General features: G+C 71.6%; 20 protein-coding genes and 1 pseudogene. 8 read left to right on the forward strand and 13 right to left on the reverse strand.

Annotation, left to right across the window (positions count from 1 at the left end; genetic code table 11):
• Positions 1-311, forward strand: a pseudogene (locus BM314_RS10660) (ferredoxin--NADP reductase); the annotation flags it as partial.
• A gap of 47 nt (positions 312-358) precedes the next feature.
• Here BM314_RS10660 and BM314_RS10665 read toward each other — a convergent pair.
• The 6 genes from BM314_RS10665 to BM314_RS10690 all read right to left on the reverse strand — a co-directional run bounded on the left by BM314_RS10665 (position 359) and on the right by BM314_RS10690 (position 6,746).
• Positions 359-2,398 carry a molybdopterin-containing oxidoreductase family protein gene (locus tag BM314_RS10665; RefSeq protein WP_091978107.1) on the reverse strand — a complete coding sequence of 680 codons (2,040 nt, stop codon included), beginning with the start codon at positions 2,396-2,398 and terminating at the stop codon, positions 359-361.
• Between the two features lie 224 nt (positions 2,399-2,622).
• Positions 2,623-3,315, reverse strand: a complete 693-nt coding sequence (locus BM314_RS10670; RefSeq protein WP_042672622.1) for a GntR family transcriptional regulator — start codon at positions 3,313-3,315, stop codon at positions 2,623-2,625.
• An 85-nt stretch (positions 3,316-3,400) separates the two neighbouring features.
• Positions 3,401-4,165, reverse strand: a complete 765-nt coding sequence (locus tag BM314_RS10675) for a carboxymuconolactone decarboxylase family protein (protein ID WP_091978108.1) — start codon at positions 4,163-4,165, stop codon at positions 3,401-3,403.
• The gene (locus BM314_RS10680; RefSeq protein ID WP_020093166.1) at positions 4,162-4,551 is read right to left on the reverse strand and encodes a cupin domain-containing protein; all 390 of its coding nucleotides are present in this window, start codon (positions 4,549-4,551) and stop codon (positions 4,162-4,164) included. Before BM314_RS10680 ends, BM314_RS10675 begins: the two co-directional genes overlap by 4 nt.
• A gap of 9 nt (positions 4,552-4,560) precedes the next feature.
• Positions 4,561-5,466: an NAD(P)-dependent oxidoreductase gene (locus BM314_RS10685; protein WP_091978109.1), complete on the reverse strand. Its 906-nt coding sequence runs from the start codon at positions 5,464-5,466 to the stop codon at positions 4,561-4,563.
• A 26-nt stretch (positions 5,467-5,492) separates the two neighbouring features.
• Positions 5,493-6,746, reverse strand: a complete 1,254-nt coding sequence (locus BM314_RS10690) for an MFS transporter (protein ID WP_244539913.1) — start codon at positions 6,744-6,746, stop codon at positions 5,493-5,495.
• Between BM314_RS10690 and BM314_RS30970 the strand changes: the two genes are divergently transcribed.
• The gene (locus BM314_RS30970; RefSeq protein ID WP_244539914.1) at positions 6,745-6,888 is read left to right on the forward strand and encodes a hypothetical protein; all 144 of its coding nucleotides are present in this window, start codon (positions 6,745-6,747) and stop codon (positions 6,886-6,888) included. The two genes, BM314_RS10690 and BM314_RS30970, sit on opposite strands and share 2 nt — an antisense overlap.
• A gap of 71 nt (positions 6,889-6,959) precedes the next feature.
• Here BM314_RS30970 and BM314_RS10695 read toward each other — a convergent pair whose 3' ends face one another.
• The 7 genes from BM314_RS10695 to BM314_RS10725 form a co-directional block, all read right to left on the reverse strand.
• Complete coding sequence (locus BM314_RS10695; protein ID WP_091978224.1) at positions 6,960-7,361, reverse strand: carboxymuconolactone decarboxylase family protein; 402 nt, start codon at positions 7,359-7,361, stop codon at positions 6,960-6,962.
• 58 nt (positions 7,362-7,419) lie between these two features.
• Positions 7,420-8,856, reverse strand: a complete 1,437-nt coding sequence (locus BM314_RS10700) for an aldehyde dehydrogenase family protein (RefSeq protein ID WP_091978111.1) — start codon at positions 8,854-8,856, stop codon at positions 7,420-7,422.
• 4 nt (positions 8,857-8,860) lie between these two features.
• Positions 8,861-9,733: an NAD(P)-dependent oxidoreductase gene (locus tag BM314_RS10705; protein ID WP_091978112.1), complete on the reverse strand. Its 873-nt coding sequence runs from the start codon at positions 9,731-9,733 to the stop codon at positions 8,861-8,863.
• 55 nt (positions 9,734-9,788) lie between these two features.
• Positions 9,789-10,115 (reverse strand): NIPSNAP family protein, encoded by a 327-nt coding sequence (locus tag BM314_RS10710; protein ID WP_020093160.1) that lies wholly within the window; start codon positions 10,113-10,115, stop codon positions 9,789-9,791.
• Between the two features lie 12 nt (positions 10,116-10,127).
• The gene (locus BM314_RS10715; protein ID WP_020093159.1) at positions 10,128-10,937 is read right to left on the reverse strand and encodes an N-acyl homoserine lactonase family protein; all 810 of its coding nucleotides are present in this window, start codon (positions 10,935-10,937) and stop codon (positions 10,128-10,130) included.
• Positions 10,938-11,064: 127 nt separating this feature from the next.
• Positions 11,065-12,303 carry an MFS transporter gene (locus BM314_RS10720; RefSeq protein WP_091978113.1) on the reverse strand — a complete coding sequence of 413 codons (1,239 nt, stop codon included), beginning with the start codon at positions 12,301-12,303 and terminating at the stop codon, positions 11,065-11,067.
• Positions 12,304-12,449: 146 nt separating this feature from the next.
• Positions 12,450-13,286, reverse strand: a complete 837-nt coding sequence (locus tag BM314_RS10725; protein WP_091978225.1) for an IclR family transcriptional regulator — start codon at positions 13,284-13,286, stop codon at positions 12,450-12,452.
• 323 nt (positions 13,287-13,609) lie between these two features.
• Between BM314_RS10725 and BM314_RS10730 the strand changes: the two genes are divergently transcribed.
• The 6 genes from BM314_RS10730 (at position 13,610) to BM314_RS10755 (ending at position 20,194) form a co-directional block, all read left to right on the forward strand.
• Complete coding sequence (locus tag BM314_RS10730; protein WP_244526951.1) at positions 13,610-14,620, forward strand: ABC transporter substrate-binding protein; 1,011 nt, start codon at positions 13,610-13,612, stop codon at positions 14,618-14,620.
• Between the two features lie 50 nt (positions 14,621-14,670).
• A complete protein-coding gene (locus BM314_RS10735) occupies positions 14,671-15,822 on the forward strand; it encodes an acyl-CoA dehydrogenase family protein (RefSeq protein WP_091978114.1) in 1,152 nt (383 codons plus the stop codon).
• Positions 15,823-15,827: 5 nt separating this feature from the next.
• On the forward strand, positions 15,828-16,952 hold the full coding sequence (locus BM314_RS10740) for an acyl-CoA dehydrogenase family protein (RefSeq protein ID WP_091978115.1): 1,125 nt from the start codon (positions 15,828-15,830) through the stop codon (positions 16,950-16,952).
• A gap of 14 nt (positions 16,953-16,966) precedes the next feature.
• Positions 16,967-18,223, forward strand: coding sequence for a CaiB/BaiF CoA transferase family protein (locus tag BM314_RS10745; protein ID WP_091978116.1), 1,257 nt, complete (start codon positions 16,967-16,969; stop codon positions 18,221-18,223).
• Positions 18,220-19,023, forward strand: a complete 804-nt coding sequence (locus BM314_RS10750; protein WP_091978117.1) for an enoyl-CoA hydratase/isomerase family protein — start codon at positions 18,220-18,222, stop codon at positions 19,021-19,023. The genes BM314_RS10745 and BM314_RS10750 overlap by 4 nt, the downstream gene beginning before the upstream one ends.
• A gap of 169 nt (positions 19,024-19,192) precedes the next feature.
• Positions 19,193-20,194 carry a TRAP transporter substrate-binding protein gene (locus BM314_RS10755; protein WP_091978118.1) on the forward strand — a complete coding sequence of 334 codons (1,002 nt, stop codon included), beginning with the start codon at positions 19,193-19,195 and terminating at the stop codon, positions 20,192-20,194.
• Positions 20,195-20,210: the final 16 nt, after the last annotated feature.

Raw genomic sequence — 20,210 nt, forward strand, 5'->3', positions numbered from 1 at the left:
CCATCACCGAGACGCTGCCGCGCCACGAGTTCCTGGGCGAGATGATCTCGAACCAGCTGGTCTACTACCCGACCGTGACCCGCGAGCCGTTCCGCAACCGCGGCCGGATCACCGACCTGATGGTCTCGGGCAAGCTGTTCGAGGATATCGGCCTGCCGCCGATGGCGATCGAGAACGACCGCTTCATGCTCTGCGGCAGCCCCGACATGATCCGCGACACCCGCGAGCTCCTGACGTCCCGCGGCTACGAGGAGGGCAACCACGGCGAGGCCGCCCACTACGTCATCGAGAAGGCCTTCGTCGAGAAATAGCGCGCCCGCGCAGGCCGGTTCGGCCTCAGCCCGGTGCGGTCCGGGATTCAGGCCGCGCGGACCCAGACCGCGGTGTCGTGGAAGGCCGCGCCGTCGTTGGGCGCGGCCGGCGCGGACCCGATCAGCGCGTTGATCCCGCTGCCCCCGCCGATGAAGGCCGTGCTCGGCCACAGGCTCTCGACCACGACGACGCCCGGCTGCTGCCCCTCGGCCAGCCGCGCGTGCAGCCGGACCCGGCCGCGGGCGTTGCCGACCTCGACGGCGTCGCCCGTGCCGATCCCGAGCCGGTCGCCGTCAGCGGGGTGGATCAGGCAGGTCGGCCGCCCCTCGCGGCGGAGCGACTCGGGCACGTTGGTGAAGGTCGCATTCAGGAACTGGCGGGCCGGCGGGGCGATCATGCGGAACGGGTGCTCCGCGTCGGCGGGCTCGGCCTCCGGCCAGTGATCCGGCAGGGACGGCATCCCGGCCGCGCGCGGGCCCAGTGACGCCCAGTCGGGCGCGAAGCGGAAGCGCCCGTCGGGATGGCCGAACCCGTTCAGGAAGTGGCTCTCGGCAAAGTCCGGCTGCGCGTCGATCCAGCCCTCCGCCTCCAGCCTGTCGAGGCCGCCCCAGCCGGAGCGCGCCAGGGTCGCGTCGGCGAGGTCCCGGGCGCTCAGGTGGAAGCCCGCGTGGTCCGCGCCGAGCCGGGCGGCGAGCGCCGAAAGGAGCGCGTGGTTCGAGCGGCACGCGCCGGGCGGCTCCAGGATCGTGCGGCCGGCCTGGATGTGGCTGTGGCCGCCGGCCCCGTAGATGTCGTCGTGCTCCAGGAAGGTGGTGGCCGGCAGCACGAGGTCGGCGAGCGCGGCCGTCTCGGTCAGGAACTGCTCGTGCACGGCCACGAACACGTCCGGCCGCGCGAGCCCGGCGCGCACCCGGGCGCTGTCGGGCGCGGAGACCGCGGGATTGGCCGACTGGATCAGCATGGCGCGGACCGGGGGCCCGCCCTGCAGGGCGTCGGGATCGTCGGCGAGCACGGCGCCGATCCGGCTCATGTCGAGCTCGCGCACGCCCGGCGCCCGGGCGTCGAGACCCTCCGTCAGGGTCTTGTCCCAGTTGAAGATCGCGGCGTGCTGCCAGAGGGCGCCGCCGCCCGGGTGCTGCCACGCGCCGGTGACGGTCGGCAGGCAGGTCACCGCGTGCAGGTTCACCGCGCCGTTGCGGCTCCGGGTGAAGCCGAAACCGCAGCGGATGTAGCTGCGCGGCGTGTTGCCGTAGAGGGCCGCGAAGGCCTCGATCGCGGCGGGCTCCAGGCCGGTGATCGCCGCCGCCCATTCGGGCGTGCGCGACGCCAGATGCGCCTCCAGCGCGGCCGTATCCTGCGCGTGCGCGGCGAGATAGGCCCGGTCCGCGTGGCCGTCGCGGAACAGGACGTGGAGCACCGCGCAGGCCAGCGCCCCGTCGGTCCCGGGCCGGGGCGCGAGGTGGAGGTCGGCCGCCGCCGCGGTCCCGGTGCGGTACGGATCGATCACCACCAGCTTGGCGCCGCGCGTCTTGCGGGCGCGGCTGATGTGGGTCATCGCGTTGACCTGCGTGCTGACCGGGTTGCCGCCCCAGACCACGATCAGGTCGGCCAGCGCCATCTCGCGGGGATCCGGCCCGGCGATCCGGCCAACCCCGGCGCTCCAGCCCGCGATCGCCACCGCCGTGCAGATGGTGCGCTTGCGCCGCGAGTAGCCCATCACGTGGGTCAGCCGGTGGATGCCGTCGCGCTGGACGAGGCCCATGGTGCCGCCCGAGTTGTACGGCCAGACCGCCTCCGGCCCCCAACGGTCCGCCGTCTCGGAGAAGGCCGCGGCCAGCCGGTCGAGCGCCGCGTCCCAGGAGATCCGGCGCCACGCCCCGCTGCCTTTCGGGCCGACGCGCTCCATGGGGTGGAGGATCCGGTCCGGATGGTGGACGCGCTCGCCGTAGCGGCTGACCTTCGCGCAGATCACCCCGGCCGTGTAGGGGTTGTCGCCGCCCCGGACCGAGACGACGCGCCCGTCCGCGACTTCCACGTCGAGGCTGCAGGCGGAGGGGCAATCGTGCGGGCAGACGGTCCGGACCAAGCGACGAACTCCCGTGGCGCCAGCAAGGGGAAGCAAGGACCGTGCGGTTCTGGGCCTTCCGCCGGGGGACCGCAAGGCGTGTCGCCGCCGGTCGCTCGGCGCAGGGCGCCCGACATTGCCAACAGGACGGCGATCCCCTGGACCGCCTCGGCCACGGGCGTCGCCGCGGAGGCGACCTCGCCGCCCTCCCCCGCGCAGGGTCTGCGCGCCCGCGGACCGCGCGCTCAGCTCACCGCGTCGAGGGACGTCTGCGCGATGCGGAACGCGAGCTGCTTGAGGGCGACCGCGCACGCGTTGGTGACGTGGAGGCGGGCCAGCTGCTCGGCCTTCGCGGCGTCCCGGGCCCGGAAGGCCGCGACGAGGGCGTCGATCTCGGCGAGGCTGTGCGGCAGCCGCTCGGGATGCATCAGCGATGTCGCGCGCAGCAGGTTGATCCGGGAGTAGAAGCCGCGAAGGGTCTCGCGGACCAGATCGTTCCCGCAATGGCTGAGCATCACGTCGTACAGGACGCCCTTGGCGCGCAGGACGCGGTCCGTGTCGCCGCTGCCGGCAGCCTCGCGCAGATCGCCGGCTGCGCGTCCGAACTCGGCGATCGCCGCGTCCGTGGCCTGGGTGGCGAATTCGTGCGCCGCGTAGCCCTCCAGCACGGCCCGCAGCGCGTAGAGCTGACGCGCCTCCTCCACCGAGATCGAGGCCACGACCGGGCCGCGATGCGGCACCGTGTGGACGAGCTTCTCGGCCTCGAGCCGGCGCAGGGCCTCGCGCACGGAGGCGCGGCTGACGCCGAGCCCCTCGCACAACTCGCGCTCGATCAGCCGCTCGCCGGGGGCGTAGACGCCCGACGTGATCGCCTCGCGGACGGCGTCCTCGACCTTTTGCCGGAGCGTGTCCGGCTGGATGGCCCTGATCTTGTTCATTGCTGGGGATTCGGGGATCATTGGCGAGCCGAAGCGGTGGCATGGCGCAGCCTCGGGTGGCAAGGCGTGCCCCGGCGCGCGTCGGTCAGCCCCGGCCCCGCGCGGCCAGTTCGTCGCGCAGGATCGGCGCGGCCAGTTCCGCGCCGTGCATGCCGATCAGGCTGACAATCTCGAGGACTTCCATCAGCTCCTCCTTGGTCGCCCCGTAACCGAGGGCGTTCTTCATGTGCATCTTCAGGCCCGGCACGTAGAGGTGCGTCGCCGCCGCGTCGAAGGCGCAGTAGACGAACTCCTTCATCTTCGGCGTGAGCACGCCGTGGCGCCAGGGCCAGCCCGAGAAGTCGAGGTAGCCCTCGAACAGGTCGGGATCGAGTTCGAGGAGACCGTCCCAGAACGCGTGCCAGTAGCCCCGGTCGCGGGTGAAGTCGGATTTCAGCTGCTCCTGCCGCGGCGTCAGCGGCGCGGGGCCGCTCCGCTGCCCGGCCTCCTCCAGCACCTCCAGCAGCAGCGGCACGCCGATGTTGCAGGCGTGGATGCCGAGGGTCGCCGTGAGCGCGAGCACCTCCGTGATCTCCTCGGCCGTCGCGCCCGCATCGAGGGCGTTGCGGATCTGGCGGCGCGTCCCGGGCGCGTAGAGGTGGGTCGCGGCCGTCGCGGCCGAGAGCGCGATCAGGGCGCGGTCCTTGGCGCCGAGATGGTTCTTGCGCACGGGGACCATCGCCAGTCGGGCCCAGGCGTCGAGGAAGCCCGGGGCCAGCTCGGCGAGGGCCGCCTGCTCCGCGTCCCAGTAACCGAGCTCGCCCTGCACGGTGTGCCGGAGGCTCTCCGGGCTCGGCGCGGGCCCGGTCATGCCGTGGCTCCGGCGTAATCGGCCTCGACCACCTCGTCCTGCCAGTCGGTCTTGCCGAGCGAGATCGCCGTGTGGAGCAGGTAGCTGTCGGCGGCCGCGCCGTGCCAGTGCCGCTCGTCCGCGGGGATCCAGACGGTGTCGCCCGCGCGGATCGGCTGCGCCTGCTGGCCCGCGACGCAGATCCAGCCCTTGCCGGCGGTGACCTGCAGGATCTGGCCCTGCGCGTGCGCGTGCCAGAAGGTCCGCGCGCCGGGCGTGAAGAAGACGTTGTTGATCATCACGCCGCCCGTCGACGGCATCACCGGATCGGCCCAGACCTGCCCGGTGAAGGTCGGCCCGCGGCTCTCGGACTTCGCGCTGTTCTCGCGGCCGTGGAAGATCTGCATCGTATCCTCTCAGTTCTCGTGTCGGTTGCCGTGGAGCCGGACGCCGCCGGAGACGTCGCCGATGGCGTCGACGACGCGGTTGGAGATGACGTCGCCGTAGCCGAGCGCCGTGGCGAGGCCGAAGCTCGCCATCGGGCCGGACGCGTTGAGGGATGCGACGCCGAGCTCGTGCAGGAGATCGGTGTAGAGCACGACGTCCTTGGTCATCAGCTTGCCGGTCAGGCCGCCTTCCAGGTAGTCGCCGTCGACGATCTTCGGGAAACGGTTCAGCGTCGCGAAGTTGACGCCGCTGGAGGCGTTCAGCACCTCCAGGAGCCGGTGCAGGTCGAGCCCGGCCTTCCGGCCCGCGACCATGACCTCCGCGGTGGCGGCGAGGCTGACCGCGTTCAGGAAGTTGTTGAGCAGCTTGGTCGTGTGGCCGGCCCCCGATCCGCCCATCACGACGACCTTCTGGGCGATCGGCGCGAACACCCAGCCCAGCCGGTCGATGACGGCGGGATCGCCGCCGACCATCAAGGTCAGCGTGCCTTTCTCGGCCGCGGCGGCGCCCCCGGAGATGCCCGCGTCGACGTAGGCGACGCCGCGCTCGGCCAGCGCCGCGGCGATGCGGCGCGTCGAGCTGGCCGAGGCCGTGCTGAGGTCGACGACGATCTGCCCGTCCCGGCAGCCCGCGAGGACCCCGCCCGCGCCGAGCACGACGCGCTCGACCACCTTGCTGTCGGGCAGGGACATCAGGACCACGTCTGTCTCACCGACGACCGCGGCGATCGAGCCCGCGTCCGTCGCGCCCCAGCGCGCGGCGGCCTCCCGGTCGGTGTCGAAGCCGACCACATCGATCCCCGCGCCGGTCAGGCGGCGCGTCATGCGGCCGCCCATGTTGCCGAGCCCGATGAAGCCGATCCGGTTCCCGTTCATGCTGCGTCCTCCGCGCGGCGTCCGGCTCAGTGGCCGGTGCCGAAATCGACGTCCTTGGTCTCCGGCCCGATGAGCGCGCCCACGGTGCCGATCAGGCCGCCGACGATGAGCAGGGCCACGGGCGTCAGCGCGAGCGGCATCAGCGCGCTCAGCCAGTCCATGTAGAAGGCGTAGAAGGACGGGATCACCACCGAGAGGCTGAAGCCGATGCCGAAGCCGGTGGCGCGGACATCCGTGGCGAAGCGCTCGTTGATGTAGGTGACGATGACGCCCCAGGGCGAGGTCACGATCACCGCCAGGAGGCTGACCAGCAGTACGCGGGTGCCGAACGCCATCTCGGGCGTGACGGTCAGCGTGTAGAGGATGTACGCGCCCACCGTCGCGATCAGCGGGCCGACGATCACGAAGAACCGCCGGCGGCCGATGACCTGCCCCAGCAGGCCGGAGCCGATGTAGCTGAAGAACAGGATCGTGTAGCAGATCATCAGCGTCGCGGTCAGCGCGAAGCCGTTGAGGTGCAGGGTCTTCACCAGCAAACCGGTCGGCATGTAGATCGTGATGATGTTCTGCGTCGTCCAGAAGCCGGTCATCAGCAGCAGGACCTGCAGGAGGTCGCGCCCGCCCTTCCCGGAGAACAGGCCCGCCATGGGCGATGCCTCGGCCTGTTCGGCCCCGGCGGCGGCCTCCTTCTTCCAGACCTCCGATTCCGAGACCTTGTGGACGTAGTAGAGGGCGAGCAGGCCGGCGAGCGCCGCGCCGACGATGAAGGGGATGCGCCAGCCCCAGACCGTGTAGGGCGACCCGGGCCCGTCGAGCGGGAACAGGTAGAACATCAGCATCGTGATGAGGTTGATGCTGACGTAGGCGGCCGGGAAGCCCGCGATGATCAGGCCGCCGACGAAGCCGCGCTTGTCCTTCTTGGAATACTCGATGGCGAGCGGCATCGCCCCGGTATAGCCGCCCCCGAGGAAGATGCCGTCGAGGAAGCGCAGCAGCACCAGCAGGATGTACGAGGCGAGGCCGAGCGTCTCGTAGCCGGGCAGCAGGCCGATCAGCAGCGTGATCACCCCGAAGCCCGCCACCGAGTAGATCGAGGCGGCCCGGCGCCCGACCTTGTCGGCGATGAGGCCGAAGATGAGCGCGCCGATCGGGCGGCCGAGCAGGGTTGTGATGAAGACCAGCGAGGCCAGCACCGTCTCCATCTGGGGAGACAGGTTCTTCGGCTGGAACATGAACATCACCGGCGCCAGCGCGACCACCGGCAGGTAGATGTCGAACATGTCGATGTATTCGGAAAAGAACGCGCCGCGGATGGCGCTCTTCCGCTTCTCCTCGATCGACTGGGACGACACCGGGCGAGCGCCCGCCGCGTCCGTTGCCAAGGCTGCCGACGTGACCGTCATGGCGTTTCCCTCCCTGTGATCGTGCCGCGCATGTTTTTGACTGCGTCGGTTCTTGAGGCGCGGGCTCGCGCCCGCGCATCGGTTCGCGGGTCAGCGCCCGCCGGCGTGTTCCTCGTCCCACGCGGCGATCGCCGCGGAGGCGGTCCGGAAGGCCGCCAGGGCCGCCGGGGCGCCGCAATAGACGAGCGCCTGCATCAGCACCGCCTGGATCTCGTCCCGGGTCACGCCGTTGTTGAGCGCGCCTTTGACGTGGACGCCGAGTTCGTGGTGCTGGTTCATCGCGGTCAGCATCGCGATGTTGAGCATGCTGCGGGTCTTGAACGGCAGCGTCTCGTCGCCCCAGACCGCGCCCCAGCAGTACTCGGTCACGAGCCGCTGGACCGGACGGTTGAACGCGTCGGCATTGGCCCAGGACTTCTCGACATGGGCGGCGCCGAGGACGGTCTTGCGGTTCTCGAAACCCTGGCCGAACAGCTCGCTCTCGTCGGACATCTGGTTCTCCTGGTCGGGGCCGAGGCGCGCGGGCGCCGGCCGCATCGCGCGGGACGGTTCAGTCGAGACCGAAGCCGATCATCGCCTTGGTCTCGAGGTATTCCTGAAGACCGGCCTCGCCCCATTCCCGGCCGTTGCCGGACTGGCGGTAGCCGCCGAACGGCGCGTGGACGTCCGGGGGCGGGTAGTTGATGTGGACCTGCCCACCGATGAGCCGCCGCGCCACGGCGCGCGCCCGGTCGCGGTCCCGTCCCTGCACGTAGGCGGCGAGCCCGTAGCGCGAGCCGTTGGCGATCGCGATCGCGTCGTCCTCGCTGTCGTAGGCGAGGATCGACAGGACCGGGCCGAAGATCTCCTCCCGCGCGATGGTCATGTCGGGGGTCACGTCGGCGAAGATTGTCGGGCGGACGTAGAAGCCGCGGTCGAGGTGGTCCGGCCGCTCCGGGCCGCCGGCGACGAGCCGCGCGCCCTCCGCGATGCCGGTGCGGATCAGCCCGACGACGCGCTCGTACTGGGTGCGGTTGACCACCGGGCCGAGATCCGTCTCGGGGTCCGCGGTCGGGCCGAGCCGGAAGCCCGCCGCCGCCTCGGCCGCGATGGCGGCCGCCTCGTCCATCCGGGCCCGGGGCACGAGCATCCGCGTCGGGATCGAGCAGGACTGGCCGGAATTGGTGCAGCAGGCCGCGACGCCGCGCCGGACCGCTTGATCGAAGTCGACATCCTCCAGCAGGATGTTGGCGGACTTGCCGCCGAGTTCCTGCGCGACGCGCTTGATGGTCGGGGCCGCCGCCCGGGCGATCTCGATCCCGGCGCGGGTCGACCCGGTGAACGAGACCATGTCGATCCCCGGATGCGCGGCGATCGCGGCGCCGACGCCGGGGCCGTCCCCGTTCACGAGGTTGAACACGCCCGGCGGCACGCCCGCGTCGTGCAGGACCTGCGCGAACAGCATCGCGCTGACGGCCGAGTACTCGCTGGGCTTCAGCACCATCGTGCAGCCGGCCGCGAGCGCCGGGGCGATCTTCACGACGATCTGGTTGATCGGCCAGTTCCAGGGGGTGATCAGGCCGCAGACGCCGATCGGCTCGCGCCGGATCCGGGTGGTGCCGCGATCCTCCTCGAACGCGAAGCGCTCCATCACCGCGATCAGCGCGTTGAGGTGCGCCGGGCCCCGCGCCGCCTGCCCCTTGCGCGCGAAGCCGATGGGCGAGCCCATCTCCTGCCGGATCGTCTCCGCGAAGATCTCGAACCGCTCTTCGAAGAGCGCGAGGATCCGGCGGAGGAGCGCGACGCGTTCGGCGGGCGCCGTCTCCGAGAAGGCCGGGAAGGCGGCGCGGGCCGCGCGCACGGCCCGGTCGACATCCGCGGCATCGCCGAGCGCGAGGGTGCCGAACGCCGTCTCGGTGGCGGGGTCGATCAGCGGGAACGGCCGGGCCGAAACCGGCTCGACCCAGGAGCCGTCGATGTAGAAGCGGCTGAGATCCGGGAGCGCCATCGTCTCAGGCTCCTTCGGCCAGCAGGCGGTACATCTCGGTGTGGTCGGCTGCGGGCCCGACCTCGGCGGCGATGGCGTGCCAGGCCTCGATGCAGTGCCGGCCGAAGACGAGCGGGTAGTCGACCGATCGGGCCAAGTCCCCGGCGATGCCGAGATCCTTGTCCATCAGCTTCAGCGAGAAGCCCGAGGCGAAGCTGCCGCTGAGCATGAACTGCTTGACCTTGTTCTCGGAGGTGTTGCTGCGCCCGGACGAGGCGTTGAGCACGTCGGTCATGGCCTCCGGCGCGATGCCGAAGCGCTGCGCCACGTGGAGCGCCTCGACGGTGGCGAGCAGGCCCGCGGCGGAGACGAAGTTGTTCAGCGCCTTGGCGGCGTGGCCCGATCCCGCTTGGCCGATATGCAGGACGGATGAGCCCATCGCCTCCAGCACCGGCCGCCAGCGGGCGAGGAGATCCGCCTCGCCGCCGACGAGGATCGCGAGCGTGCCGTCCACGGCCCGCCGCACGCCGCCCGAGACCGGCGCGTCGAGATAGCCGAGCCCCTTCCCGGCGAGCGTCTCGCCGAGGGCGCGGGAGCGCACCGGCTCCGACGAGCTCATGTCGATCACGGTGGCGCCGGCCGGGAGCGCGTCGGCCCAGCCCTCGTCGAGCAGCACCGCCTCGACGATGGCCGAGTTCGGCAGCATCGTGATCAGCAGGTCGAGTTCGGACGCGTTCTCCCGCGTGAGCGTCGCCGCGCCGAGATCCCGGGCGAGCGCGTCGGTCCGGCCGGCATCCGCGTCCAGCAGGCGGAGCGCGTGCCCCGCTCGGGCCAGGCACCGGCTCATGGGATCGCCCATCATGCCGAGGCCGATGACGCCGATGGTTCTCTGTTCCATGCCGTGAATATCCCTCTGGGCGACGGCCGGACTGGCCCGGCGCCGCGTGTCCCCGTCAGCGCAGGGCGGAGAAGTCCGTGGGGGCGAGGAAGGTGTTCTCGATCCGGGCGACGATCGGCCGGTCCTTCTCGGTCTCGGCGCGGGCGGCGATCCAGTCGGGATCGGCCTGGAAGGCGTTCCAGCGCGCCTCGCGCTGGGCCATGTCCTCCCACTTGAGCAGGTAGGTGAGCGCGTGGTTGTCGGGACCGACGAGCGTGGTCCAGAAGCCGACCTGCTCGATGCCGTATTTCTGGAAGAAGCCGAGCGTGGTGGAGCGGAACCGCTCCAGCAGGGCCGGCAATCGGGTCGGGGCGCAGTAGTAAACGCGCATCTCGACGATCATGGAATCCTCCGGTCAGTAGGTCGGTGAAGCGGTCGGAGGCAGGTCGACGCGCGCGATCCAGCCGGCGACATCCGCGGACGCCGGCGGGTAGATCGCGAGAACCTGCGGATCGTGGCCCGGGACGATGTGATCCTCGGACTCGGCCAGATGCCGGACCGTCCGGTAGCCCTCGAACATGTCGCCGACATTGTAGACGATGGGATAGGCGAGCCGGCGACCGATATTGGCGTAGAAGTGCGCGGCGTCGGAGGCCAGTACGACCCAGCCGCGCGCGGTCCGGACTCGGACGATCTGCAGGCCGTCCGAATGGCCGCCGACCCGGTGGAGGGTGATCCCCGGATACAGCGTGTCGGTCGTCTCGCGGAAGCGGACGCGGTCCTCGAACAGGCGGTCCACCATCGCTTTCACGTCCTCGGCGGCGAAGGGGTGGCGGACCTCCGGATGGCACATGCACCGGCCGGTGCAGAACGCCATCTCGCGTTCCTGGACGTGGAAGCGGGCCGTCGGGAACAGGTCGTGGTTGCCGGCGTGGTCGTAATGCAGGTGGGTCAGGACGACGTCCTCAACCCGCAGCGGGTCGACGCCGATCCGCGCCAGGCCCTCCTCGACCGGCCGCACGATGCTACGGCCCCGCTTCGTCGCCATCGCGCGGTCGAAGCCGGTATCGACGACGATCGTCCTGCCACCGCCGACGACGACCCAGACGAAGTAGTCGATCGGCATCGGGCCGTCGTGGATGTCCCCGCCGATGAAGTTCTCGCGGGCCATACGGTGATGATGCGCGTACTTGATCGCGTAGATCTCGTAGATCTCTGCGTCCATGCGGGCGTTTCCTTCGGGCGGCCGGTTGACCCGGCTCATCCTCGCGGATGCCTCTCATCCGCGGGCCGAATGGAGCACATCGTCCGACAATCTGTCAATCTGGCAAAATCTGGTCCGCAACCGCCGGTCAGGCCGGCGCCCTCGGGCGACGCATCGCGAAGCCGAACACCCACAGGGACAGGCCGAGATTGATCGCCGCCACGGCCAGCATCACCTCCAGCAGGGGCAGCAGGCCGAGCCGTTCGGCGACGTAGCCGCAGGCCAGGGGCGTGATCGCCTGGCCGAGGAGCGGGAGGCGGGCGAGCCGGCCCATCGCCGCCGCGTACTGGCCCTGTCCGTAGAGCGCCAGCGGCAGCGTGCCCCGCACGACGGTGCGCATGCCGTTGCCGGCGCCGTAGAGTACCATCGCGAGCCACGCCAGGGACGGGATCGTCGCCAGCAGCAGGAGCCCCAGCCCAACGCTGGCGCTCGACAGGAGCAGGGACCAGGCCGGGTGGGCGCGGCGGCCGAGGGCCAGTTCGACGACGCGCACGCCGACCTGGGCGGGACCGATCAGGCCGGTCAGGGCCACCGCGGCGGTCGCGCCGACGCCCAGCGTCTGCAGCAGGTTGAGCAGTTGCACCGAAGTGGCGGTCATGATCATCGCCGCCATCGTGAAGGTCACGGCGAGCAGGCGCTCCGCCGGCAGGCGCGCCGCTTCGGTCGAGCCGGTCGGCTCGTAGGGCCGGGGCGCCGCGGCGGGCTCGACTGCGCCCCGGCTCCGGGCCGGCAGCGCACAGGCGAAGAGTGGGACCACGAGGGCGACGGACAGGATCGCGTAGGTGAGGCAGGCCCCGCGCCAGCCGACATGATCGACCAGGAACTGCGTGGCGGGCCAGCAGAGCGAGACCGCGAAGCCCGACGAGATCGCGATCTGGGTCATCGCCCCGCGCGCGGCGGCGCCGTAGGCTTGGCCGATCGCCGCGAAGAGCGGGTCGTAGAGCGCGGCCGACATGCCGAGGCCGGCGACCATCCAGGCGAGCAGGAAGACAGGGAGGGACTGCGCGACCGCCATCAGCACGAGGCCCGCCGCGATGATCGTGGCGCCGGCTACGAGGACCGGCCGGCCGCCGTGACGCCGGATCATGCGGCCGACGAACGGCGCCGGCAGGCCCGACACGAAGATCGCGAGCGAGAGCGCGCCCACCACCATCGCCTGCGGCCAACCGGTCTCGGCGACGATCGGGTCCGAGACGACGGCGGTGAGGAAGAACGTGCCGCCCCACAGGACGATCTGCGTGACGCCGAGGGCGACGTTACCGGCGATGGTCGGACGCGGCTGCGTATCGGGCGGCTCGGAGCCGCGCGCGGTTGGGGCGCCGGGCACGATGATGATGTCTCCACGTGGTCGTCTTCGAGGCTGCAGGGCCCCGAGCCTCACTAGCGCGCTACCGGGCCGAGCAGCCCCGCAATCCTCGATCTGCAGCCGTGCGCGGGGTTCGGAGGTGACGGCGGGCTCCACGGCGACCGGCCTCAGGGCCGCGATGGATCCTCCGGCAGGAACCGCGCCACCGCGTCGTGGATCGTCGCGGCGATCTCCGCTTCCCGACGCTCGAATTCGTCGAGCAGGCCGGACACGGCGACCGCCAGCGGGCGGCCCTTGCTGTCGATGCGCCGGGGCAGCGGGACCGCGATCGAGCCGGCGCCCGGCGTGACGAGCCCGCGGGAGAGGAAGTGCCCGTCCCGCCGCAGCCGCGCCAGGTTGGCCAGGACGGCCGCGACCGCGATCGGCGGCTGCTCGGCCGGCGCCTCCGCGTTCGTGCGGCGGACCAGCGGACCGATCTCGGCCTCCGGGCTGTCGGCGAGGAGCGCGGTGCCGGTCGCCGACCAGACGACGAGGCGGCGCGTCCCGGGCGGAACGTGGAAGCGCATGGCGGTGCGCGCCTGCAGGACGTGGACGTACTGCGAGAAGATCGCGTTGCGCGCGGCGAGGATCACCGTCCCGCCCGTGCGCTCCGACAGGTGCTCGAGCATGCGCACGAGGCTGCCGTCGCGCACCGGTCCCTTGTCGAGCCACGCGCCGAGGAGCGCCACCCGGGGCGACGGCAGGAAGCTGCGGCTCGCCGGGTCGTAGTCGAGATAGCCGAGCCGGACGAGGCTCTTCAGGAGCACCGACGTCGAGGATTGCGGGACGCTCAGCCGCTCGGCGATCTCGGAGACCCTGGCTTCCCGCTGGATCTCGTCGAACAGCTCCAGGATCTGAAGCACCCGTCCGGCGGACTTCACCAGGGCCTCATCCGAACCGGCGGGATCGGCCCCCACCGTCAGGTCGGTGGACGCGGTGCCCCGCGGAGCAATGCGCTCAACCATGACGCGACGCGCGAAACGACAGTCCCGGAGGCCGCACAGCTCGAAACGGCCCTGGTCGCCCACGCGCGGATCCGTGGTGATCGCGGCGCATCGCAGGCACGTTCCCTCCTCCGCCGCGCCAACAGCCCGCGCCGCTCGCCGGCACTATAGATCCGGCATGCCCGGCGACTCCCATCATATATGTGATATTCCTCAGCATATGGGCGATGGCGGTTGATGCCGGGTGCGGGCTCTGCCCTACTCGTGTGCGGTGTCGGACTCGTCTGATTGACCGGCACCGGGAGACCGCGCGGCAAGCGCGGCCCTGCTCGGGAGGAATGCCGATGTCGCTCCGCCACGCGGCCGTCGCCGCGCGCCTCCTCGCCGCCGCGCTGATGCTCCCGGCCCTCGGCGGGGCGGCGCGGGCCGAGACGGCCTCTGTCCGCATCGGCCTGCAATACGGCCTCGTCTACCTGCCGGTGATGATCGCGCAGAGCGAGGGGCTGTTCGACAAACGCGCCAAGGCGGCGGGGCTCGACGGATTGTCGGTCACGCTGACCCGCTTCAGCGGCTCGACGGCGATGAACGACGCGCTGCTCTCCGACAGCGTCGAGCTTGGCACCCTCGGCTCAGCCGGTGCCCTGATCGCCTGGGACAAGACCCGCGGGAGCCAGCAGATCAAGAGCCTCACCGCCCTGAGCTCGGTCGTCTACACGCTGTTCACCGGCAAGCCCGGCGTGACCGCACTGAAGGACTTCACCTTCGGCGACAAGATCGCGGTCCCGGCCTTCAACTCGCCTCAGGCGATCCTGCTGCGGGTCGCGGCGGCCCAGCAGCTCGGCGGATCGGCCAAGGCCGACGCGCTGATGGTAAGCCTGCCCCATCCGGACGCCACCGCGGCGATGCGCGCCGGACAGGGCATCGCCGGCTACTTCGCGACGCCGCCCTTCACCCAGGTGCTGCAGGCGGATCCGAAGATCCGGACGGTCATGACCTCGACCGGCCTGATCGGCAGCGGCGACATCACCGCCGCGACCCTGAACGCGAAGCAGGGGTTTGTCGACGCGAACCCGAAGGTCGCGCAGGCGATCCGCGCCGGGATGGAGGATGCGGTGGCGCTGATCCGCAGCGACCCCAAGCGCGCGGCGTCGATCTATCTCGCCTCGGAGCAGGTTCAGATCGACCGCGCGCAAGTTGAGGCGATCCTGACCGACGGTTCCATCGTCTACGACGTGGCCCCGAAGGGAATGGTCGCCCTCGCCAAGGCGATGGCGACGCAGGGCTTCCTGCGGAAGGTGCCGGGCGACTGGCAGGAGATCTTCTTCCCCGGCCTCGAGGGCCGCGACGGCAGCTGAGCGCCGGGGATTCGGCGCCGCCAGCCCGTCCCCCCGCTCAGAGAGCCCCGATGCACAGTTTCCGCTTCCGCGCCGAGCCGCTCCCGCCCGAGGCCGAGGCCGCCCGCGCGTCCGTCCGCGCCTTCCTCGACGCGGAACGGGCGGCCGGGCATTTCGTCCCGCACCGGACCTCGTGGACGACCTTCGACGCCACCTTCAGCCGGCGCGCGGGGGCCGCGGGCCTCATCGGCCTGACGATGCCGGAGGCCTATGGCGGCCACGCCCGCTCCGGCCTCGTCCGCTTCGTCGTCACCGAGGAGATGCTGGCGGCCGGCGCGCCCTGCGGCGCGCACTGGATCGCCGACCGCCAGTCGGGCCCGCAGATCCTGAGGCACGGCACCGAGGCGGCCAAGCGGGCGATCCTGCCGCGGATCTGCCGGGGCGAGTGCGCCTTCGGCATTGGCATGAGCGAGCCGAATTCTGGCTCGGACCTCGCCGCCGTGCGGACCCGGGCGGTGCGCGACGGCGACGATTGGGTGATCAACGGCTCCAAGATCTGGACGACGAACGCCCATCAGGTCGACTACCTGCTGGCCCTGGTTCGGACCGGGGAGCCCGGGCCGGACCGCCACGGCGGGCTGACCCAGTTCATCATCGACATGGCGACCCCCGGCGTGACGGTGCGGCCGATCCTCGACCTATCGGGCCATCACGAGTTCAACGAGGTGTTCTTCACCGATCACCGCGTCCCCGACGCGATGCGGGTCGGCGCGGAGGGCGCGGGCTGGGGCCTCGTCACGGAGGAACTCGCCTTCGAGCGCTCGGGGCCCGACCGGTTCCTGTCGGATTACCGGCTGCTCGTCGAACTCGTCGACCGGATCGGGCCGGAACCGGACCGGTTCCAGGCGGTCGAGACCGGGCGGATGGTGGCGCAGCTCACCGCGCTCCTCGAAATGTCGGCCTCGGTGGCACGCCTCCTCGATCAGGGCGTCGTGCCGGGCGTCGAGGCGGCGCTCGTCAAGGATGTCGGCAACCGCTTCGAGCGCGCGGTGCCGGAGATCGCCCGTCGGCTGGTGCCGGTCGAGCCGAGCCTCACCGCGCAGGGCGACGCCTTCCGCGAGGCGCTGGGCGGCGTGACCCTGCGGGCACCGTCCTTCACGCTGCGCGGCGGCACCCGCGAGGTCCTGCGCGGCGTCATCGCCCGGGGGCTGGGGCTGCGATGAGCCGGATGGACCACGCCGAGGCCGGCGACGCGGTCGACGGGATCGACGGGATCGTCCTCGATCAGGTCGAGCGGCTGCTCGCCCAGCACCTCACGCCGGCGCTGCTGGCCGCCTGCGACGGGGCCGCGGGCGCGGCCGCCTGGCCGGCGGATCTCTGGACGGCGCTCGCCGAGAGCGGCCTGCCGCTGGCGCTGGTGCCCGAGGCGGAGGGCGGGATCGGTCTCGCCGCCACGACCGCGGCCCGACTGATCCGGCGTTGCGGCCGGGCCGCCCTTCCCCTGCCCCTGCCGGAGACCGTCGCGGGCGCGGCGCTCTGGGCTGCCGCGGGGGGACAGGTGGCCGAAGACGCCCTGTCGCTGGTCCCGGGCGGTGGCCCCGTGCGGATCGCGCCGCACGCGGAGGGGTTCGTCCTGGACGGCCGGGTCGCGCAGGTGCCGTGGGGCGGTTCGGTCGCGGCCCTGCTCCTCGACGCCGTCGACGCGGCCGGCATCCCGCACCTCGTGCGGATCGCCGCGCCCGGGACGCTCCGCGACACGCACCACAACCTCGCCGGCGAGCCGCGTGACACCCTCGATCTGACCGGCTGCACCGTCGCGGCCGCCGACGTCCGGGCCGCGCCGGGCTGGGCCGCCGGAGCGGACGCGCCGTCCGTCGAATCCGTCGGCGCCTGGGTCCGGGCGCAGCAGATGGTGGGCGCCCTGGAGACCTGCCTCGGCTCGGCCCTCGATCACGCGCAGGAGCGGCAGCAGTTCGGCCGGCCGCTCGCCAAGTTCCAGGCGATCCAGCACATGCTGGCCGAGGCCGCGGGCCACGTCGCGGCCGCGACCGCGGCCGCCGATCTCGCGGCCGCCTGCTGGGGTGACCCGCGCTTCGTCCTCGCCACCGCCATCGCGAAGGCGCGCTGCGGCGAGGCGACGGGCCACGTCGCGGCGATCGGCCACCAGATCCACGGGGCCATGGGCTTCACCCAGGAGCACCCGCTCCACCGCGCGACGCGGCGGCTCTGGTCCTGGCGCGACGAGTTCGGATCCGACGCCCTCTGGCAGGAGCGGATCGGGCGCGCGGTCTGCGCGGGCGGCGGCGCGGCCCTCTGGCCGATGCTGGTCCGCCTGCGCGGCGGCGCCGGGTGACAGGGGAGACAGGCGTGCCGGATCACTCCGCCGAAACTCACTCCACCGAGACGAACACGGCCGGCCCGCTCGCGGGCGTGCGAGTGGTCGACCTGACCAGCGTGATCATGGGGCCCTCGGCGACGCATATCCTGGCCGATCTCGGGGCCGACGTGATCAAGGTCGAGACGCCGGAGGGCGATTCCTTCCGGCATTACCGGCCGGCCCGGGGCGCCGGGATGGGCGGCAACTTCCTGCACCTCAACCGCAACAAGCGCAGCGTCCGCCTCGACCTGAAGCGGGCGGCGGCGCGGGCCGCCCTCGACCGGCTGATCGCCACGGCCGACGTGTTCGTCCACTCGATGCGGCCCGACGCGATCCTGCGCCTGGGCTACGGCTACGAGCGGGTGCGCACGCTCAAGCCCGACATCGTCTACTGCGGCGCCTACGGGTTCGGGGCCGATGGTCCCTACGCCCACAAGGCGGCCTACGACGACCTGATCCAGGCGGGCTCGGGCCTCGCGGCACTCCAGACCGCCGCCTATGGCCAGCCCGGCTACCTGCCCACGGTGCTGTGCGACAAGATCGCCGGGCAGGCCATCGCCTGCGCGATCCTCGCCGCCCTCTTCGAGCGCCGGGCCGGCGGCGGCGGGCAGGCGGTCGAGGTGCCGATGTTCGAGACCATGGTGGAGTTCAACTTCGTCGAGCACATGGTCGGCTACGCCTTCGAGCCGCCGCTCGGTCCGCCGGGCTTCAACCGGGTCCTGAGCCCGCGGCGCAAGCCCTACCGGACCCGGGACGGCCACGCCTGCATCCTGCCCTATTCCGACCGGAACTGGCGCGACTTCTTCATCCACACCGGCCGGCTCGAGTTCGTGGACGATCCCCGCTTCGCGCCGCTCGCCGTGCGGGTGGAGAACATCGAGATCCTCTACGCCCTGGTCGAGGAGGAGGCGCCGCGCCGGACCACCGCCGAGTGGGTGGCGTTCTGCGACTCGGTGAGCATCCCGTGCATGCCGGTCCTCGGCCTGGAGGACCTGCCGGAGGACGCGCACCTGAAGGCGGTCGGCTTCTTCGGCAGCGCCGAGCACCCGAGCGAGGGGCGCTACCGCACCATGCGCCGGCCGGTCTCGTTCAGCGGCAGCCGCTTCGCGATCCGCCACCACGCCCCGCGGCTCGGCGAGCACACCGCCGAGGTCCTGGCCGAGGCCGGGCTCGAACCGGCCGAGATCGCCGCCCTGATGGACGCGCCGGACAAGCCCGACACCGCGCCCCTGGAGGCCGCCCGATGAGTGCTGAAGCCGAGACACAGGACGCCGGCGAGGACCTGCTGTTCTCCGTCGCCGACGGGGTGGCGACCATCACGCTGAACCGGCCCGAGCGGAAGAACGCCTTCACCTTCCCGATGATCGAGGCCTGGACGGAGGCCCTGCAGCGCTGCCGCACCGACGCGGCGATCCGCGTCGTGGTGGTGACCGGCGCGGGCTCGGCCTTCTGCAGCGGCGGCGACATCGTCGAGATGGGCGAGCGCCTCGACCAGCCGCCGGCACGACGCAAGGAGGAGCTTTACGGGCGGATCCAGCGCATCCCGCTGACGCTGGAGGATCTCGACAAGCCGGTGATCGCCGCCCTGAACGGCGTGGCCACCGGCGCCGGCCTCGACCTCGCCCTGATGTGCGACCTGCGCTTCGCCGCCAGGAGCGCCCGCTTCGCCGAGACCTACGTGAGGGTCGGCCTCGTCCCCGGCGCGGGCGGCGCCCATTTCCTGCCCCGCCTTGTCGGGACCGCGAAGGCGCTGGAGCTGTTCTTCACCGGCGATTTCGTCGATGCCGACGAGGCCCTGCGGATCGGCCTCGTCAACGGCGTCCACGCCGACGCGGACCTGATGCCGGCCGTGGCGGCGCTGGCGCGGAAAATCGCCAAGGCGCCGCCGCTGACGCTGAGCCTGATCAAGCGCGCGGTCTACCAGGGCATGCGCAACGACCTGCGCACCAACCTCGACCTGATCTCCTCCCACTACGCCGTCGTCACCGCGACGCCCGAGCATCGGGAGGCCGTGCAGGCTTTCATCGGGGCGCGCGACAGGACCTGACGCGTCGGGGCCCGGTCCCATTGCCGCCCGCATCAAGAACGAAACGTTTGTGCGGGCGACATCTTCCCCCCGGCGTCGCACTTTCGCGCTTGTCGCCACCGCGCTCACCTGCAAGTCTATACAAAATTCAATCCGCGCAAAGACGCGGGCTCAGGTCTGGGAGGACGTGATGACGGCTCGGATTCTCGGTGCGCTCGTGTGTGCACTCGCCCTAGCGGCCCCGGCCGCGGCGCAGACCCCCATCGTCATCAAGTTCAGCCACGTCACCACCACCGACACGCCCAAGGGCCAGGGCGCCGAGCGGTTCAAGCAGCTCGCCGAGGAGCGCACCAAGGGCGCGGTCAAGGTCGAGATCTACCCCAACAGCACGCTCTACAAGGACAAGGAGGAGGTGGAGATGCTCCAGCTCGGCGCCGTGCAGATGCTGGCGCCGTCCACGAGCAAGTTCGGGCCCCTCGGCGTGAAGGAGTTCGAGGCCTTCGACCTGCCCTACATCTTCCCCAACGAGCAGGTGCTGCGGCGCGTCCAGGACGGGCCGATCGGCCAGGGCCTGTTCAAGAAGCTCGAGACCAAGGGGATCAAGGGCCTCGGCTACTGGGACAACGGCTTCAAGATCCTCACCGCCAACAAGCCGATGCACGCCCCCGAGGACGTGAAGGGCTTGAAGTTCCGGATCCAGTCCTCGAAGGTTCTGGAGGCGCAGTTCAAGCAGCTCGGGGCGCTGCCGCAGGTGCTCGCCTTCTCCGAACTCTACCAGGCGCTGCAGACCGGCGTGGTCGACGGCCAGGAGAACCCGCCGTCGAACGTGACGACCCAGAAGCTCAACGAGGTGCAGAAGCACGCCACGCTGACCTATCACGGCTACATCGGCTACGCGGTCATCGTGAACAAGGGCTTCTGGGACGGGCTGCCGGCCGACATCCGCACCACGCTCGAGGGCGCCATCAAGGACGCGACCGCCTACGAGCACGAGATCGCCGACAAGCAGAACGAGAAGGCGCTCGCCGACATCCGCGCCACCGGCAAGACCGAGGTGTACACGCCGACCGAGGCCGAGAACGCCGCGTGGCGCAAGGCCCTGGCGCCGGTCCAGCGCGAGATGGCCTCCCGCGTCGGCAAGGATCTGGTCGCGGCGCTCAACAAGGAAGCCGAGGCTGCGCCGAACAACTGATCCCGCCGCCGCGTCC

The sequence above is a fragment of the Methylobacterium sp. 13MFTsu3.1M2 genome (assembly GCF_900112625.1).
In the GTDB taxonomy this organism is placed as follows: Bacteria; Pseudomonadota; Alphaproteobacteria; order Rhizobiales; family Beijerinckiaceae; genus Methylobacterium.